Origin of the sequence: Hanstruepera marina (assembly GCF_019880635.1) — a bacterium.
Classification (GTDB): Bacteria; Bacteroidota; Bacteroidia; order Flavobacteriales; family Flavobacteriaceae; genus Hanstruepera; species Hanstruepera marina.
This window is the reverse complement of the sequence record NZ_JAINVX010000002.1, coordinates 64,902-81,315: the sequence shown is the minus strand read 5'-3', so window position 1 is coordinate 81,315 and position 16,414 is coordinate 64,902. Positions and strand designations below refer to the sequence as shown.

Below are 16,414 nucleotides of genomic sequence, written 5' to 3'. Positions count from 1 at the left end.
TTTTATTTTATTTGTCATTCAGAGCGAAGCGAAGAATCTCAAAGAGATTGCCACGTCCTACGTCCTCGCAATGACATTTCAATTATATTTCTCTATCTACATCAAATTGTTCAAAATAATCGGCTACTCGTCGCACGAAACTCCCTCCAAGAAATCCATCAACCACACGATGATCAAAAGACAAGGATAGATACATCATACTTCGAATAGCAATTTCATCCCCTTTTTCTGTTTCTATTACTTCTGGACGTTTTTTTATAATTCCTAATGCTAAAATCGCTACTTCAGGTTGGTTAATAATCGGAGTTCCCATAACACTTCCAAATGTCCCCACGTTGGAAATTGTAAATGTGCTACCCTGAATATCATCTGCTTTCAGGTTATTGTCACGCGCCTTTTCAGCTAGATCATTGACATTAGTAGCTAATTCCTGAAGATTTTTGGAATCCGCATTCCTGACCACAGGCACAATTAAATTACCACTTGGCAAAGCGGTCGCCATACCAATATTGATATCATCTTTAACAATGATATTTTTCCCATCTACAGAAGCATTGATGTTTGGAAAATCTTTAATGGCTTTGGCAACGGCCTCAACAAATAATGGCGTGAAGGTTAAACGTTCACCATATTTTTCCTGAAAGGCATTTTTGTGTTTGTTTCTCCAATTGACCATATTTGTCAAGTCGGCTTCAACATAGGCTGTTACATGTGGTGATGTATGCTTGGAATACACCATATGGTCTGCGATCATTTGGCGCATTCTATCCATCTCTACAATTTTACCTTTGCCTTTATCAAATCTCAACTGCGGAATACGATACGCTGTTGGATCTTGAACTATGGGTTGAGCAAATTGGTAGGGACGACCATCTTCTATATAATTGAACACATCACTCTTTCGTAAACGTCCTTCTTTTCCGGTAGCCTGAATTCTTGCCAATTCTTCAAAACTAATATGATGTTGCTTTGCAATTGAAATGACCAATGGTGAAAAGAATCGATCTTCGTTAGAAACTGTAAACGAATGAGCGTTTGAATGAGACATCTCGACTGCGCTCGATGTGACATGTCGTTTCTTTTTTTCGACTTGTTTCTTTTGAGACTTATCTTCTACTTTAGAAGGCGTTTCTTTCTTTTTGGACGCAGAAACTTTACCGTTTGTTTTGATAATAGCAATGGTCTCTCCTATTTTAATAACTTCATTTGCCTTATACCGAATTTCTTCAACTACGCCTGTAACGGTTGAAGGTACTTCAGAATCCACTTTATCTGTGGCAACTTCCAAAAGCATTTCATCTTGTTCAATGGTATCACCTACATTCTTAAACCATGTAATAATGGCGGCTTCGGTTATACTTTCACCCAATTTGGGCATTTTAAATTCATGTATTCCTGTGGAAACAGGAATCTTTTTATCACTCATGTCTAAACTTATTATAGTTTAAATTCCAATTCATACTTAAATCCATCCAAATAGAATTCATCTCTTCAATACATTTTATTTTCCAATCCCTTTTCCATTTTTTGAATTGTTTCTCTCTTAAAAGTGCTTCATCCCCATTATTAAACTCTTCAAAATACACCAATTTATCACAATTATATCTGGAGGTAAATGAGTTTGGATAAATCTTTAGTTTATGCTCTTTTACTCTTTCATCAATATTATCGGTCACACCTATATAAATTACACCATTTGGTTTATTTGCCATTATATAGACAATCCAACTTTTCATTTTTGTTTCTTATGAGATTCCTGCTTTCGCAGGAAATGTTCCCGAAGCGTTTGATAAACATCTTCTTGCATCTTTCTCTCCTTTGGAACTTCCCTTAATGGTTCGACTTCCCTTAATGTGTCATGACACTCTTTTGGTAATTGCTGATACAACTGTGTGCCTTTAGCTTTCCAAGTAATCATATCATCACTCACTTCCTTAACAACTTTGGCTGGATTTCCTACTACTAAACTTCTTGGAGGTATTTTGGTTTCAGCCTTTACAAATGCCATAGCTCCCACAATACTTTCATCACCTATTTCGGCATCGTCCATGATTACCGAATTCATTCCAATCAAGCAATTCCTTCCCAAATTAGCCCCATGAATGATAGCTCCATGACCTACATGAGCACTTTCTTTTAAGGTGATTGATTTTCCCGGAAACATATGAACAGTGCAATTTTCTTGAACATTCACACCATCTTCCAATATAATCTGTCCCCAATCACCTCGAATGGCTGCTCCCGGTCCAACATAACAGTTTTTACCGATAATCACATTGCCAGTAACTGCCGCCAGTGGATGCACAAAACTACTTTCGTGAACAACGGGTATGTAACCTTGAAATTCGTAAATCACTACTTAAATCGTTTTAAGGTCTCTTTTGTAAATTCACTTAACACCAAACGTCCACTTATGGCCGCACGTTCAGCTAATAAGTTATCCCAATCTTCAGTGCCTTTCCAAAAAATGGTTTTCATTTCTTTCATGGCTTCAGGATTGTAAGTACATAAATGTTCTGCAGTGGCTTTAACGGCTTCATCCAATGCTTCGGTACTTTCAAAAACTTGTGTAAATAAGCCTTTATCTTTTGCCCATTCGGCTGGATAAAACGTATTCGCATCAATGGCTATTTGAGACATGGCACTTAATCCCATTTTACGTTCAATAGCAGGCCCAACTACGAAGGGTCCTATACCAATATTCAATTCGCTTAATTTTATAGCTGAAAACTTCGTTGCCATACAATAATCTGTAGCGGCTGCCAATCCTACTCCACCTCCAACTGTTTTGCCTTGAATACGTCCAATAATAAATTTGGGACATTTTCGCATGGCGTTAATCACATTAGCAAAACCAGAAAAAAACACTTTGCCAGTGGCATCGTCATTAATATTGATTAATTCTTTAAAACTGGCCCCAGCACAAAATGTTCGGTCTCCGCCACTTTTTAATACGATGACTTTTATAGCATCATTTGTTCCCGTATCGGTTATGGTTTGGGCTAATTCTGCTAAAACATCACCTGGCAAAGAATTATGTGCAGGATGAAAAAATTCTATATAGCCTACTTGGTTTTCTATTTCTAACTTTACGTATGGGTCACTCATATTTTTATGTTTTTGTCATTGCGAGGAACAAAGTGACGCGGCAATCTTTTGTAAGATTCTTCGCTTTGCTCTGAATGACACTTCAATTTATATTAATCCAAATTGTTCAAAATGGTGATTCAGGTGCTTACGCTCCAATAAATACCATTCATATCGATTCATGTTGCCAAACACCGCATTTTTTAAAATAGCTTCTGGGTTTTCTTTGAAAAATTCCAGATACGCATTTCTGGCTTCAAGCATTTTGGCCTTGGCTTCATCCAAATTGTCATGTACAGTTTCTTCTATTTTTGATTCTTCAGCTAGCGGAAACATAAACTCTTGAGGCATCTTATCATAACTGTACAAAGTTGCATGTACTTTTTCCAAAATCTTTTCAGGTGTCTTTATTTCAAAATCCTGTATTTCTCCTGAAGCAATTCTATAAGTATATTCCAAATGCTCAACCATGTGTTGTGGCGACATGGTTCCCCATTTTGGCTTGGCGTCTTCAGTAAGTTTCGTAAGATATTCTTGAATCTTCTTTTCAGTCATTTCAACAAATGTCTCTTGTTTTTTCTGAACCATTGTTAAGATGGTTGCCACTGCAACTAAAGGACTGTCCTTGTCTGTTTTTTGACTTTGTGGTCTGTTTTCAAAATTGGCATCAAATACCTCAACATGCCATTTTACAATACCACTTGGATGTTCTGTTGATGCCACATCACGATCTACTTTCTCTTTACAGGTCAATCGTACATAAATGGTATCGTTATGGTATAATGGACGTAAAAAACGAATACTATCCAAACCATAGTTTGCCGCTACAGGGCCTTTATTTGGATACACAAATAAACCAGCTGCTGCCGAAATAATGAAATAACCGTGAGCAGTACGTTTTTCAAAAATACTTCCGTCTAAAGACGTAATATCTGTATGTGCATAAAAATGATCCCAAGTTAAATTGGCAAAATTTTGAATGTCTGTATCCGTAATTGTTCGTTTGTGGGTTTTGAGCGACATACCTGGTTGGATGTCTTCCCAATGGTATTTAAACGGATGCTCATCAGCTTCCTTATACTTGGCATTTTGCTGATAAATACCTGTAATTTCTGTCAATGTGGTTGGTGTTCCTTGAATGGCAGTGCGTTGTAAATAGTGTTTTATACCACGCATTCCTCCCATTTCTTCTCCACCTCCTGCTCGACCTGGACCTCCATGAACCAGTGTTGGCAGTGGTGAACCATGACCTGTACTTTCTTTTGCCATTTCACGATTAATGACTAAAATACGTCCGTGATGACTGGCTGCGTTTATAACATATTCAGACGCTATTTTATCGTCAAAGGTTGCAATGGATGACACTAACGACCCTTTACCCATTTGTGCTAACTGAACTGCTTCGTCCAACGTTTTGTAAGGCATAATGGTACTTACTGGCCCAAAAGCTTCACGTTCGTGCACAATGGTATTTTGCAGGGGATTATCGGTTCTAAATACCACAGGACTTATAAAAGCACCTTTATCAGCATCTGCTCCAATAGTGTCTATTTTATCCAAATTCCCATATACCATTTCAGCTTCTTTGGCTAAATCAGAAATTGATTTTTTTACAGCCTCAACTTGTTGCTTACTAACTAGCGATCCCATTCTTACTTCTTTCAATCTTGGGTCACCAATAGTTACTTTATCCAATGCTTTACCCAATGCAATCTGGACATCTTCAACCAAATTTTCTGGAACTATAATTCTACGGATGGCTGTACACTTCTGACCAGCTTTTACCGTCATTTCTTTTCTAACCTCCTTAACAAAAAGATCAAATTCAGGAGTTCCAGGAACAGCATCTTCACCTAAAATGGATGCATTTAGCGAATCAGCTTCCATAGTAAATGGTACAGATTCTTGTATTAATCTAGGATGTGCCTTTAATAATCTTCCTGTTGAAGCTGAACCTGTAAAGGTCACCACATCTTGGCTTTCTACAGTATCGAGAATGGTTTTAACAGTTCCGTTAATAATCTGTAAAGCGCCTTCTGGTAAGATACCTGAATTAATAATCTCTCGCGCCACTGCTTCTGCCAAGTATGAGGATGAAGGCGCTGGTAAAACAACTGCCGGTACTCCAGCCATCCAATTAACAGCACATTTTTCCAACATACCCCAAACTGGAAAGTTAAACGCATTAATATGCACGGCAACCCCTTTTTTAGGAACCATGATATGATGGGCCATAAAACGCCCTCCACGCGATAAATCTATAGGTTCACCTTCAACATGAAATGGTTGATTAGGAAACAGTTTTCGTAATGATGCATTAGCAAACAAATTACCAAAACCACCTTCGATATCAATCCAACTATCAATTTTAGTAGCACCCGTTCTATAACTTAACTCGTAAAAGGCATCTTTCTTTTTAACCAAATAAAACGCCAACTTTTTAAGCATATTTCCACGCTCTTGAAAAGTCATTTTACGAAGCACTTCACCGCCTTTGGTTCGTCCGTAATTAAGAACTTCTGGAATATCCAATCCTTCAATCGCCACACTTGTAAAGGCTTCACCTGTAATGGCATCGCAAATAGGAGCACCTTCTTCTTTACCTGTAGTCCATTGCCCTTGGACATAATGTTGTATTTTGTTCATACTTGAAACTTTATAGCAGATTCCGCATCAAGTGCGGAATGACAAATCATTTAATATTTACATTTTCAATTATTGCGGCATAACCTTGCCCAACACCTACACACATCGTGACCAAAGCATAACGTTTATTTTGCTCTTGTAATTCTAAAGCGGCTGAATACGCAATTCTAGTTCCTGTGACACCCAGTGGATGACCAATAGCAATGGAACCTCCATTAGGATTTAATCTAGGGTCATCATCGGCTAATCCCCAAGCTCTAGTACACGCCAAAGCTTGTGCTGCGAAAGCTTCGTTAAGCTCAATGATATCTATGTTGTCCATCGTTAGACCTGCTTTTGCCAATGCTTTATTTGAAGCTTCAACTGGACCTATTCCCATAATTCTGGGTTCTACGCCAACTACAGCCGAACTAACGATTCTTGCTAAGGGTTTTAAGTTATATTTTTTGACCGCTTCGTCTGATGCGATAATGGTAGCTGCAGCACCATCATTCAATCCTGATGAATTTCCAGCAGTCACACTACCACCTTCTTTTTTAAAAGCAGGGCGTAATTTTGCTAAAATCTCTTTTGTGGTTGTTGGTTTAACAAATTCATCTTTTGAAAACACGATGGGATCTTTTTTGCGTTGTGGAATCTCCACTGGAATAATTTCCTTTGATAACCGTCCATTTTCCTGTGCTTTTGCTGCTTTCATTTGACTCCAATATGCAAAGACGTCCTGATCCTCGCGTGAAATATTATGAATTTCCACCAAGTTTTCAGCCGTGTTTCCCATACCATCTGTACCATACATTTTTTCCATCATCGGATTTATAAAACGCCAACCAAAAGTGGAATCGTAAAGTTTAGAATCACCACCAAATGCCGAAGATGGTTTAGCCATCACATAAGGACCTCTGGTCATATTCTCCACACCTCCAGAAATAAAAAGATCGCCATCTCCAGCTTTAATAGCTCTATTAGCGTGAATGATTGCTGATAATCCTGAACTGCACAAGCGATTAACAGTTTCACCAGGAACGGTATATGGTAATCCCGCTAAAAGTGAACACATACGAGCCACGTTACGGTTATCTTCTCCAGCTTGATTGGCACAACCCATAATAACATCGTCATAAGCTTCTTTTGGGATATTCGGATTACGCTTTACTATTTCTCTGATGACCAATGCTCCTAAATCATCTGTTCGGACAGCAGACAAAGTCCCTTTATAGTTTCCTATTGGTGTTCTTATACCATCTATTATATATGCTTCTTTCATTCTTAAATGCCTGCGTAAGCAGGTATCTTTTTAATTATTATTTCTGAATATTCTATCACCTAGATTCCAATTCAAACTTAAATCGGACCAGCTAGGATTCATTTCTTCAATCAATTTGATTTTCCAGTCTCTCTTCCATTTTTTAAACTGCATTTCTCTAATTGCTGCTTCTTCTCCGTTTTCAAACTCTTCAAAATAAACTAATCTATCACAATTATATCTAGCAGTGAAAGATTTGGGATATATCTTCAATTTATGTTCTTTTACTCTTTCATCAATATTATTAGTTACACCAATATAAACTACTCCATTGGGTTTATTAGTCATTATATAGACATACCAGTGTTTCATCCTTATCCTTTATGAGATTCCTGCCTTCGCAGGAATTTATTCCCAATCTTTTTGTGTGCGATAAACCACTCCCTTAAAAAGAGCTACCAATTCATCATCACGTCTGACTTCTATGATATTAAATCCTAACTTAGTATTCACCTTTTCAATGACCGACTCTGCAATTAAATAATCACCTTCCTCCAATGCTTCAATGTGATTAATACTAGTTTCGATGGATACCGCAAATTTACCGTGTGTATTGGCTGCAAATCCAAAAGCGGTGTCAGCCAGTGCATAACTAATGCCACCATGAGCTTTCCCCATACTATTTAACATATCATTCCGTACAGTCATGGCAACACGGCAACGACCAATTTCACATTCCAAAATTTCTATACCCAACCATGTACTGAATGGATCTAGACTCAACATTTTATGTGGAATTAATTCTCCTTTCATATCCATTTTGTCATTGCGAGGACGAAGGACGTGGCAATCTCATCAAAAGATTCTTCACTTCGTTCTGAATGACATTTTAATTAAAAAACTTTTTATTCTCTCTATTCATTTTACGTAACAACGGACTACAACGATAACGATCTTCGTGATACTCGTTATACAATTCATCTAGTTTTGTAACACACCAATCAATCCCTTTTTCATCAGCCCAAGCCAACAATCCTTTTGGGTAATTGACACCTTTAGTCATGGCATTGTCTATATCTTCTGCAGAAGCTATGTTAAGAAACAAAGCATCTGCCGCTTCGTTGATAAGCATCACTAACACACGGTCAAAAATTGATTGTGATAATTCAATGTCTTGCGTTGGTTCCGGTTTCATCGCAGCTTCTGAATAGTCGTAATAGCCTTTCCCAGATTTCCGTCCTAAATAACCTGCTTCTGCAAATCGTTTTTGGGTAAAACTTGGTTTATATCTTGGATCGAAATAGAACGCTGTAAACACGGTTTCTGTTACGGTATAATTAACATCATTGCCTATAAAATCCATTAGTTCAAATGGCCCCATTTTAAAACCACCACATGTTTTTAAACTATGGTCTATCGTGGCAAAATCTGCAATGCCTTCTTCATAAATTCGTAGGGATTCACCGTAAAATGGTCGTGCCACACGATTTACAATGAAACCTGGTGTATCTTTAGCAACAGCCACTGTTTTTTTCCAACTTTTTATGGTTTCAACTGAAGCATCTAAAACAGCTTTTGAAGTTTGAACAGCAGGAATGACTTCAACCAATTTCATTAATGGTGCAGGATTAAAAAAGTGAATACCAATACACCTATCTGGTTTTTGTAATGATGACGCAATGGACGCAATGGATAAGCTTGATGTGTTTGACGCGATGATACTGTCATCCGACACATAGCGTTCTAATTCAGAAAATACTTTTTTCTTAATATCAAGATTTTCAATAATGGCTTCAATCGTCAGATTTGAATCTGCTAACTCTTTTAAACTATCGACATACGATATATTATCTTGAATTCTTGATTTTTCTTTGGAATCAATGCGACCTTTTTCAATGAGTCTGTTTAATATTTTTTCAAGATTTGCTTTGGCTTTATCCAATGCTTCTTGATTAGTATCATATAATTTTACAGAACAACCTGAAGTAGCTGCTACTTGGGCAATACCACTCCCCATGGTTCCTGAACCGATTATTCCTACGTTCATTATTTTCCTTTAAAAGTTGGTTTACGTTTTTCAACAAATGCTGAAACCCCTTCGTTGTAATCATCTGATTGAGCAGCTTCGATTTGTAATTTTGATTCCAATGCCAATTGCTGCTCCAAATTATTTGTCAACGATTGGTTGAAAGCTTCCTTAATTTTCCCTAACGCTAATGTGGGCATATTGGCCATTTTAAGTGCTAACTTGTTCACTTCCTCTTGAAAACTATCAAATGGAATGACTTTATAAATCATTCCCATTTTTTCAGCTTCTTCTGCCGAAACCTTATCTCCTAACATAGCTAATGCTGATGCTTTTTGAAACCCAATTAAACGCGGTAAGAAAAATGTACCGGCACTATCAGGTATCAGTCCAATAAGACTAAAGGCTTGAATAAAACTGACATTTTCATGTGCCACAACAACATCACACGCTAGGGCAATATTTGCTCCAGCTCCAGCAGCCACACCATTTATGGCACCTATTATTGGTTTTTTTATATTTCTAATTCTGGTTATTATTGGGTTGTAATGTTCTTCCAATATCTTTTTAAAACCAGGATTCAATTCTGGCGTTGTGACTTCTTTAAGATCCTGCCCAGCACAAAAGGCTTTTCCATTACCAGTTAATACGATGGCCCGAACCTCTTGATTGTTTTCGCAATCATCCAAAATGGTTTGTAAACGTAATGCCATTTCCCGGTTGAAGCTGTTGAATACTTCAGGTCGGTTAAGTGCGATGTACGCAATATTGTTTTCAATTTTTAATGCAATTGAATTGCTGCTCATACCTTTTTTACTAATTAAGCATTCCCGAGGGAATGCATTATAATTTAAAATGGGGATTATAAATAATCCCTATAATATTATTCCAAGGGTCATAGACCGAAGCCAATGTAATATCGCCTCCCACATTATTTGGTGCTTCATGTGTTGTAGCTCCAGCTTCAAGCAATCTATTATAAACCTCGCTTATATTATCAACGCCCCAGTAGGTTAATACTGTTCCGTTGTCTGTTTCAGTAACCCGTTCTTTTGGATGCAATCCCAGTTCATAACCGCCAATATTAAACCCCACATAATAGGCTGTATTATAGTAAGGTTTTGATCCAAATACCTTGGCATACCAAACTTTTGCTTTATCCAAATCATCAACCATATAAACGACCGTTCGGAGACCTAAAAGAGGTGATTTTTCCATGTTACTTTAAACATTTAAAATAATCAAATGGTTCCTGGCAATCTTCACATTGAAACTGTGCTTTACATGCTGTTGAACCAAACTGACTGACCATTTTTGTATTTTTACTTCCGCATTGCGGACATTTGACTAATTGTTTTCCTTCTAAAAGCACCGATTTATCAGCTTCAGCATCCAATGGTGCCGCTATGCCATATTTTTCTAATGCCTCTCTTCCTTTTGGTGTAATCCAATCGGTTGTCCATGCTGGATGTAAAATCAATTCAACTTCTGTTTTGTAACCAGCTTGAGACATGGCGCTTATTATATCATCTCCAATGACATCCATGGCTGGGCAACCACTATATGTTGGTGTAATTTCAACATAGACAATACCCTGTTTAATACTAGCAGAACGAACCACTCCCATATCCATAATGGATAAAACAGGAATTTCAGGATCTGAAACCTGTTCCAGAATTGGAATTAAGGCTTCGTCTATATGTTGCTTTTCCGTTACCATTTTGAGACCTCTTGGCTAAACTCGAGTTGACATTTTATTTTTGGATTCCTGTATGCACAGGAATTGGTTACCATTCCATATTAGGGTATGCGCGCTGCATATATTGTAATTCTGCCAATAAATATCCTAAATGTTCCGTATGTATACCTTGCTTCCCTCCTTTTTGAAAATATTTTAATTCTGGAACTTGAAGTGTAGCTTCAGTCAAAACACCTGCCACATTATTATAATACGTTTCTTTTAGTTTCGTAACGTCTACTCCAATTCCTTCGGCAACCATTTCTTTATCCGCTTCTGTTTGATGGAATAACTCATCTGTGTAAGTCCATAATCCATCAATTGCCTCTTGCATTCTAGCATGGCTTTCTTCTGTTCCATCACCTAAACGCTTAACCCAATCGGATGAAAAACGCAGATGATAACTAACCTCCTTAATAGACTTATTGGCTATTGCTGCTAAAGTTAAATCCTTACTTTTTTGCAGTTCCGTTAAAAATAAATGATGATACACATCAAACAAAAACTGGCGCCCGATGACATAAGCAAAATCTCTATTGGGCTGCTCAACTAGCAGCACATTTAGATAGTCACGCTCTTTACGTAACATAGCGATATCATCTTCAGTTCTATCATCACCTAAAATCTTTGCTGCGTATTGATAACAACTTCGTACTTGACCGAATAAATCCAAAGACAAATTTGTACATGCAATATCTGTTTCCAAACTTGGCCCATGACCACATAGTTCACCCATACGCTGACCAAGAATCAAACTATTGTCTGCAATACCAAGTATGTATTTATATAAATTTTCTTTCATTACATATGTTTTATTTCATCTGGCAAATTATAAAACGTTGGATGACGATACACCTTATCTTGTGCTGGCTCAAACAATTCTCCATTATGTTCGGGGTTAGAAGCTGTAATGTGTTTTGATTCTACAACCCATATACTTACTCCTTCGTTACGTCTTGTATACACATCTCTAGCATTTTCTAGAGCCATTTCAGCATCAGCTGCGTGAAGGCTTCCAAAATGACGATGTTCCAATCCGTTTTTACTTCTTACAAACACTTCCCAAAGTGGCCAATTTTTTGTTGACATAATTATTTATGATTGTTGATTGTTGATTCTAAAATCTTCAATCGTTAATACTATATTGCTTGTTTTGCTTTTCTTTCTTGTTTTTTATCGGCATAGGCCATTGCTGCATCACGAACCCATGCACCTCCTTCCCAGGCATTTACTCTTGCGTCCATGCGTTCTTTATTACAAGGCCCATGACCTTTGACTACTTGCCAGAATTCATCCCAATCTATTTCGCCAAAATCATAACTTTGGCGCTCTTCATTCCATTTTAAATCCGGATCTGGAACGGTAAGTCCAATAAGTTCAGCTTGGGGCACGGTTTGATCGATAAACTGTTGACGTAAATCGTCATTCGTTTTACGCTTCAATTTCCATTTCATGGACTGTGCTGTATGTGGCGAGTCTTCATCTTTTGGGCCAAACATCATAAGTGCTGGCCACCAAAAACGATTCAAGGCATCTTGAGCCATATCGCGCTGCTCTTGAGTACCTTGCGAAAGTTTTAACATGATTTCATACCCTTGTCGCTGATGGAAACTTTCTTCTTTACAAATTCGAACCATAGCTCTCGCATAAGGTCCATAAGAGGTTCCACACAATGCTACTTGATTAATAATTGCTGCACCGTCAACTAACCATCCTATAGCTCCCATGTCTGCCCATGTTAATGCTGGATAATTGAATATGGATGAATATTTAGCCTTACCTGTATGTAACTGCTCAAACATTTCATCACGTGAAATACCTAATGTTTCAGCCGCACTGTAGAGATATAAACCATGTCCTCCTTCATCTTGAACTTTTGCCAAAAGTGCTACTTTTCGTCTTAAGGATGGTGCTCTGGTTATCCAATTTCCTTCAGGAAGCATTCCAACAATTTCAGAATGGGCATGTTGAGATATTTGCCTGATATGGGTTTGGCGATATTTTTCGGGCATCCAATCTTTGGGCTCAATCTTATCATCCCGCAAAATACGGGCTTCAAATTGTTCTTCTAAATTTTTAATTTGTTCTTCACTCATAATTTAGTGTTTAGTGAATATTTTTCATACATAGATCCCTAGATTGTTCTCGGCATACATATATTTTAAACATCAAAGTCTACAACAATTTTATCTGTTTTTGGTACGGCCTGACAACTTAACACAAAGTCTTGGGCTACCTCATTATCTTCCAAAGCATAGTTGATTTTCATCTCTACTTCTCCTTCTTTAACTTGGCATTTACAAGTACTGCAAACACCACCTTTACATGCAAAAGGCAAATCGGCTCCAGCTCCTAATGCGGCATCCAAAATATTATCATACTCTTTGGTCATGGTAAAGAAAAACTCTTTACCACCATCTATAATGGTTACTTCCGTTCCTTCAACATTTTGTTGCGCCAATCGCTCGGCTCGCTTGATATCTTCTTCAGAAAGACCTGATACAAACAATTCGAAATGCACCATCTCTTTTGGCAGACCTGTTTTAACTAAATAATCACTTACATGATTGACCATTTGTTCTGGACCACACAAAAACACTTCGCTAGTATCCGGAATATCTATAAAGGTTTTGGTGAGCACCTGCATTTTATCGTCATCAAAACGACCATTGAACAAATCGATATCGCGACGTTCTTTGGTCAAAAAATAATAGATTTCCAATCTTCCAAAATAGGTGTTTCGTAATTGTTCCAGCTCTTCCTTAAAGATAATGGATTTTGCTGTTTTATTTACATAAAACAACTTACATGTTGCGTTGGGCTCTGTTGCTAAGTGCGTTTTTATCATAGATAGAATTGGCGTAATACCACTACCTGCAGCAAAAAACAGATAGTTTTTTCGTTTTGTTGTATCGCACTCCACACCAAACGTACCACTTGGCGGCATGACTTCCAACGAGTCTCCTGCCTGTAATTCTTCATTTATAAATGTAGAAAACTTTCCACCTGGTATTAACTTTACTGCAACCTTCCATTTATTTTCTAAAGGACTAGAACAAAGTGAATACGAACGGCGTACATCCTCCCCATTAATATCGGCTTTTAAAGTTAGGTGTTGTCCTTGACGGAACTTAAAATTTGCTTTTAAGTCTTGAGGTATTTCAAATTCAACAACCGAACAATCCGATGTTTCTTTATATATATTTTGAATCTTTAGCTTATAGAATTGAGCCATATTGTGTTATAATATTTAACTAACACTTGTTAGTTTGATTGACAAAATTACAAAATATAATTCAAATTATTTGTTAATTCCATTAATTAAGATGCTGCTTAAATGGGATGTTAGTTCTTCTGAATTTAAATCTTCTTTTTTTGGAATCCACAAATATAAAGACCTTAATGTTGACAAGATTGAAAATAACAAAACTTCAACATCTGAATCTATGATTTCGTTTTTTTTGATTCCTTCTTTTAATATATTTCTAAACTCATTCTCGTAGTTAGTACGTAATTCCAAATAATAAGGCAATTGCTCTTCAAGGTGCATCCAATCATTATTTAAAGACGCCATGCCATAAGTGTTTTTACTAGCAATACTAACATGAAGCGCTACAATTTCATTAAGTTTTTCTATACATGGTTTTTCGGATGATTTAATTATACTAATGCCGCGGGTAAACTCTTCTGCAAGAGAAATAATAATCTCCTTTAAAATTTCTTGTTTAGAATTTATATGATTGTATAAACTAGCCGCCTTAATCCCCATGGCCTTTGCAAGATCCCTCATTGTTACAGCACTATATCCTTTTTCCTTAAAAAGCCTTGCTGCAGTTTTAATGATTTCTTCTTTTCTAGTTTCTTGTTTCATATGAGTGTATGAATATAGTTATAAAATTAGAGGTGTAACTCTTGTTACATTCAATTTCAAAAAAAATAAAGTAATTTGTAAAAAAATAATTATGGGATTATTAGATTTTCTAACGGGAAACAAAACCGACAAGATAAAAGACTTTCAATCAAAAGACGCCATTATTTTAGATGTAAGAACGGTATCTGAATATAACCAAGGTGCTATTCCTGGTTCTAAAAATATTCCGCTCCAGGTATTGAATGGAAAAATAAAGGCTATAAAAAAACTCAACAAGCCTGTTATTACTTGCTGTGCAAGTGGTATGCGCTCTGGAAGTGCTGCTACAATATTAAAAGCAAACGGGGTAGATGCCATTAATGGTGGTGGATGGTTTAGCTTAAGCAAAAAGCTATAATTTCAAACCCTTAAGCTCATCAATTGAATTGATATTTTTTTCATTGTACTGTAAAGTCCAACCCAACGAATTGGTGAGAATATAAAACTTGGACAACTCGCTAATCAATCTATTTTGAGCATTCTTTTTTAGGTCTGATTCCTCTAATTTTTTGGTTAGTGATTGTTTAACGCGATTCTTGATAGCGTTATAATCTTCTGCTTCAAAAGGATTAAAAAAATCAGCCTGAATATCGTAATACTCTAAATCTGGAGAAATTTTAATCTCCTCTTTAGGGATGCTTAAAATGGTTAAGGTTTTTGTTTGCTCATCAATTGTGTATTCTATTTTACCCAAATCATAAGCCACATAAACATCTGCATTAACTACAACCAAAGCTTTTTTTGTCTGAAGTAAAATAATCCCCAAAGAGTTCTTTGGAATGTTTATAATTAAAAACCTCGCTAAAATGGCCTTCGGTAACGATTAGCTTACCAACGTTATTAATCTGCTCTTGAATTAAAGCCGAGCTTTCTTTTAGTACTACTTCGTTTTTTTTCTTGTCTCCACAATACTTGAATGAAAACAGTATAACCAATGTGATAATGACGCCAAATAAAATTTTTCGCATATCACTAAAGTACATAAAAAAACAAAGCACTGGCCACTTCGACAATGAAGTCTCACCAATGCTTAAGTTCCTCTTTGATTAATAGCAATACAAATATCGTCCAACAAATGAATTAAGGTGTTAATTTGATATTACTTAATGTTAAATAAGTTTGTTTTTTCTAGCTTTTTGAACCGCTTCCAACTTATTATGCACTTGGAGTTTTTTATAGATGTTTTCTATATGTTTTCTTACCGTTCCTGCAGAAAGAATTAAATTTTCAGCAATTAAATTATAGCTTAAGCCTTTACTCAATTGTTCCAAGACTTCAATCTCACGTTGGGTTAACTTAATATCATCCTTATCTGATTCATTTTCAATATCTAGAGGATTTCTCAACAATTTTAAGGTTTTTAAAGCAATAGATGGATTCATTGCTGCGCCACCATTAAGTGTATCAACAATTCCATCATGTAAATCTTTGGCATTAATTTCTTTAAGCAAATACCCATCTGCACCAGCTTTTATAGCATTGAAAATGTTTTCATCATTGTCAAAAACCGTAAGCATAATGATTTTAATTTGCGGATATTTTTGTTTGACAATTTCAGTGGCTTCAATACCATTTAAAACGGGCATTTCAATATCCATTAGAATTAAATCTATTTTTTGATTTGCATCGAGTTTTTCTAGCAAATCAGTACCATTAATTGCAGAGAATTTAAATTTTAGATTTTGAAAAAAAGAGAGCTTTTCCTTAACTGTATTTATTAGGAATGAATTATCATCTACTATTGCTATCTTTATTTTCATGGAA

21 protein-coding genes are annotated in these 16,414 nt (G+C 36.5%); 1 reads left to right on the top strand and 20 read right to left on the bottom strand.

What is annotated here, in order from left to right:
• Nucleotides 1–82: 82 nt before the first annotated feature.
• The 17 genes from K7G76_RS08035 to K7G76_RS07955 form a co-directional block, all read right to left on the bottom strand.
• Nucleotides 83–1,426, bottom strand: coding sequence for a dihydrolipoamide acetyltransferase family protein (locus tag K7G76_RS08035; protein ID WP_223033694.1), 1,344 nt, complete (start codon nt 1,424–1,426; stop codon nt 83–85).
• Nucleotides 1,419–1,736 (bottom strand): GIY-YIG nuclease family protein, encoded by a 318-nt coding sequence (locus K7G76_RS08030; protein WP_255572957.1) that lies wholly within the window; start codon nt 1,734–1,736, stop codon nt 1,419–1,421. The genes K7G76_RS08035 and K7G76_RS08030 overlap by 8 nt, the downstream gene beginning before the upstream one ends.
• Entirely contained in the window at nt 1,733–2,356 is a 624-nt protein-coding gene (locus K7G76_RS08025) for an acyltransferase (RefSeq protein ID WP_223033693.1), read from the bottom strand. Before K7G76_RS08025 ends, K7G76_RS08030 begins: the two co-directional genes overlap by 4 nt.
• A complete protein-coding gene (locus K7G76_RS08020) occupies nt 2,356–3,108 on the bottom strand; it encodes an enoyl-CoA hydratase/isomerase family protein (RefSeq protein WP_223033692.1) in 753 nt (250 codons plus the stop codon). Before K7G76_RS08020 ends, K7G76_RS08025 begins: the two co-directional genes overlap by 1 nt.
• A gap of 87 nt (nt 3,109–3,195) precedes the next feature.
• Nucleotides 3,196–5,733, bottom strand: a complete 2,538-nt coding sequence (gene paaZ, locus K7G76_RS08015) for a phenylacetic acid degradation bifunctional protein PaaZ (RefSeq protein ID WP_223033691.1) — start codon at nt 5,731–5,733, stop codon at nt 3,196–3,198.
• 46 nt (nt 5,734–5,779) lie between these two features.
• Nucleotides 5,780–6,997 carry a 3-oxoadipyl-CoA thiolase gene (gene pcaF / locus K7G76_RS08010; protein ID WP_223033690.1) on the bottom strand — a complete coding sequence of 406 codons (1,218 nt, stop codon included), beginning with the start codon at nt 6,995–6,997 and terminating at the stop codon, nt 5,780–5,782.
• Between the two features lie 30 nt (nt 6,998–7,027).
• Nucleotides 7,028–7,348, bottom strand: a complete 321-nt coding sequence (locus K7G76_RS08005) for a GIY-YIG nuclease family protein (protein WP_223033689.1) — start codon at nt 7,346–7,348, stop codon at nt 7,028–7,030.
• A gap of 36 nt (nt 7,349–7,384) precedes the next feature.
• A complete protein-coding gene (locus K7G76_RS08000; RefSeq protein ID WP_223033688.1) occupies nt 7,385–7,789 on the bottom strand; it encodes a PaaI family thioesterase in 405 nt (134 codons plus the stop codon).
• Nucleotides 7,790–7,865: 76 nt separating this feature from the next.
• Nucleotides 7,866–9,023, bottom strand: a complete 1,158-nt coding sequence (locus K7G76_RS07995) for a 3-hydroxyacyl-CoA dehydrogenase NAD-binding domain-containing protein (protein ID WP_223033687.1) — start codon at nt 9,021–9,023, stop codon at nt 7,866–7,868.
• Entirely contained in the window at nt 9,023–9,808 is a 786-nt protein-coding gene (locus tag K7G76_RS07990; protein WP_223033686.1) for an enoyl-CoA hydratase-related protein, read from the bottom strand. Before K7G76_RS07990 ends, K7G76_RS07995 begins: the two co-directional genes overlap by 1 nt.
• 37 nt (nt 9,809–9,845) lie before the next feature.
• Entirely contained in the window at nt 9,846–10,220 is a 375-nt protein-coding gene (locus K7G76_RS07985; RefSeq protein ID WP_223033685.1) for a VOC family protein, read from the bottom strand.
• A gap of 1 nt (nt 10,221) precedes the next feature.
• A complete protein-coding gene (gene paaD / locus K7G76_RS07980; protein WP_223033684.1) occupies nt 10,222–10,722 on the bottom strand; it encodes a 1,2-phenylacetyl-CoA epoxidase subunit PaaD in 501 nt (166 codons plus the stop codon).
• Between the two features lie 67 nt (nt 10,723–10,789).
• Entirely contained in the window at nt 10,790–11,542 is a 753-nt protein-coding gene (paaC, locus tag K7G76_RS07975) for a 1,2-phenylacetyl-CoA epoxidase subunit PaaC (RefSeq protein WP_223033683.1), read from the bottom strand.
• On the bottom strand, nt 11,542–11,829 hold the full coding sequence (gene paaB / locus K7G76_RS07970; RefSeq protein WP_223033682.1) for a 1,2-phenylacetyl-CoA epoxidase subunit PaaB: 288 nt from the start codon (nt 11,827–11,829) through the stop codon (nt 11,542–11,544). The genes paaC and paaB overlap by 1 nt, the downstream gene beginning before the upstream one ends.
• Nucleotides 11,830–11,879: 50 nt before the next feature.
• Nucleotides 11,880–12,836: a 1,2-phenylacetyl-CoA epoxidase subunit PaaA gene (paaA, locus tag K7G76_RS07965; protein ID WP_223033681.1), complete on the bottom strand. Its 957-nt coding sequence runs from the start codon at nt 12,834–12,836 to the stop codon at nt 11,880–11,882.
• Between the two features lie 65 nt (nt 12,837–12,901).
• Nucleotides 12,902–13,975 (bottom strand): 2Fe-2S iron-sulfur cluster-binding protein, encoded by a 1,074-nt coding sequence (locus K7G76_RS07960; RefSeq protein ID WP_223033680.1) that lies wholly within the window; start codon nt 13,973–13,975, stop codon nt 12,902–12,904.
• Nucleotides 13,976–14,041: 66 nt separating this feature from the next.
• The gene (locus K7G76_RS07955) at nt 14,042–14,611 is read right to left on the bottom strand and encodes a TetR/AcrR family transcriptional regulator (protein WP_223033679.1); all 570 of its coding nucleotides are present in this window, start codon (nt 14,609–14,611) and stop codon (nt 14,042–14,044) included.
• A 91-nt stretch (nt 14,612–14,702) separates the two neighbouring features.
• On the opposite strand from K7G76_RS07955, the gene K7G76_RS07950 reads away from it, so the two are divergent.
• Nucleotides 14,703–15,008: a rhodanese-like domain-containing protein gene (locus tag K7G76_RS07950; RefSeq protein ID WP_223033678.1), complete on the top strand. Its 306-nt coding sequence runs from the start codon at nt 14,703–14,705 to the stop codon at nt 15,006–15,008.
• Here K7G76_RS07950 and K7G76_RS07945 read toward each other — a convergent pair.
• The 3 genes from K7G76_RS07945 to K7G76_RS07940 all read right to left on the bottom strand — a co-directional run bounded on the left by K7G76_RS07945 (nt 15,003) and on the right by K7G76_RS07940 (nt 16,410).
• A complete protein-coding gene (locus K7G76_RS07945) occupies nt 15,003–15,416 on the bottom strand; it encodes a DUF4230 domain-containing protein (protein ID WP_407927981.1) in 414 nt (137 codons plus the stop codon). The two genes, K7G76_RS07950 and K7G76_RS07945, sit on opposite strands and share 6 nt — an antisense overlap.
• The gene (locus K7G76_RS15530) at nt 15,370–15,618 is read right to left on the bottom strand and encodes a hypothetical protein (protein WP_407927980.1); all 249 of its coding nucleotides are present in this window, start codon (nt 15,616–15,618) and stop codon (nt 15,370–15,372) included. Before K7G76_RS15530 ends, K7G76_RS07945 begins: the two co-directional genes overlap by 47 nt.
• Nucleotides 15,619–15,759: 141 nt before the next feature.
• On the bottom strand, nt 15,760–16,410 hold the full coding sequence (locus K7G76_RS07940) for a response regulator (protein ID WP_223033677.1): 651 nt from the start codon (nt 16,408–16,410) through the stop codon (nt 15,760–15,762).
• Between the last annotated feature and the right edge of the window lie 4 nt (nt 16,411–16,414).

What these genes read in the sequence shown, in the direction of transcription:
- K7G76_RS07960 (WP_223033680.1), bottom strand. Translation starts at nt 13,975, where the DNA reads ATGGCTCAATTCTATAAGCTAAAGATTCAAAATATATATAAAGAAACA.
- K7G76_RS07955 (WP_223033679.1), bottom strand. Translation starts at nt 14,611, where the DNA reads ATGAAACAAGAAACTAGAAAAGAAGAAATCATTAAAACTGCAGCAAGG.
- K7G76_RS07995 (WP_223033687.1), bottom strand. Translation starts at nt 9,023, where the DNA reads ATGAACGTAGGAATAATCGGTTCAGGAACCATGGGGAGTGGTATTGCC.
- paaB (WP_223033682.1), bottom strand. Translation starts at nt 11,829, where the DNA reads ATGTCAACAAAAAATTGGCCACTTTGGGAAGTGTTTGTAAGAAGTAAA.
- K7G76_RS08030 (WP_255572957.1), bottom strand. Translation starts at nt 1,736, where the DNA reads ATGAAAAGTTGGATTGTCTATATAATGGCAAATAAACCAAATGGTGTA.
- K7G76_RS07950 (WP_223033678.1), top strand. Translation starts at nt 14,703, where the DNA reads ATGGGATTATTAGATTTTCTAACGGGAAACAAAACCGACAAGATAAAA.
- K7G76_RS07940 (WP_223033677.1), bottom strand. Translation starts at nt 16,410, where the DNA reads ATGAAAATAAAGATAGCAATAGTAGATGATAATTCATTCCTAATAAAT.
- K7G76_RS15530 (WP_407927980.1), bottom strand. Translation starts at nt 15,618, where the DNA reads ATGCGAAAAATTTTATTTGGCGTCATTATCACATTGGTTATACTGTTT.
- K7G76_RS08005 (WP_223033689.1), bottom strand. Translation starts at nt 7,348, where the DNA reads ATGAAACACTGGTATGTCTATATAATGACTAATAAACCCAATGGAGTA.
- pcaF (WP_223033690.1), bottom strand. Translation starts at nt 6,997, where the DNA reads ATGAAAGAAGCATATATAATAGATGGTATAAGAACACCAATAGGAAAC.
- paaZ (WP_223033691.1), bottom strand. Translation starts at nt 5,733, where the DNA reads ATGAACAAAATACAACATTATGTCCAAGGGCAATGGACTACAGGTAAA.
- K7G76_RS08020 (WP_223033692.1), bottom strand. Translation starts at nt 3,108, where the DNA reads ATGAGTGACCCATACGTAAAGTTAGAAATAGAAAACCAAGTAGGCTAT.
- paaD (WP_223033684.1), bottom strand. Translation starts at nt 10,722, where the DNA reads ATGGTAACGGAAAAGCAACATATAGACGAAGCCTTAATTCCAATTCTG.
- K7G76_RS08035 (WP_223033694.1), bottom strand. Translation starts at nt 1,426, where the DNA reads ATGAGTGATAAAAAGATTCCTGTTTCCACAGGAATACATGAATTTAAA.
- K7G76_RS07985 (WP_223033685.1), bottom strand. Translation starts at nt 10,220, where the DNA reads ATGGAAAAATCACCTCTTTTAGGTCTCCGAACGGTCGTTTATATGGTT.
- K7G76_RS07990 (WP_223033686.1), bottom strand. Translation starts at nt 9,808, where the DNA reads ATGAGCAGCAATTCAATTGCATTAAAAATTGAAAACAATATTGCGTAC.
- K7G76_RS08000 (WP_223033688.1), bottom strand. Translation starts at nt 7,789, where the DNA reads ATGAAAGGAGAATTAATTCCACATAAAATGTTGAGTCTAGATCCATTC.
- paaC (WP_223033683.1), bottom strand. Translation starts at nt 11,542, where the DNA reads ATGAAAGAAAATTTATATAAATACATACTTGGTATTGCAGACAATAGT.
- paaA (WP_223033681.1), bottom strand. Translation starts at nt 12,836, where the DNA reads ATGAGTGAAGAACAAATTAAAAATTTAGAAGAACAATTTGAAGCCCGT.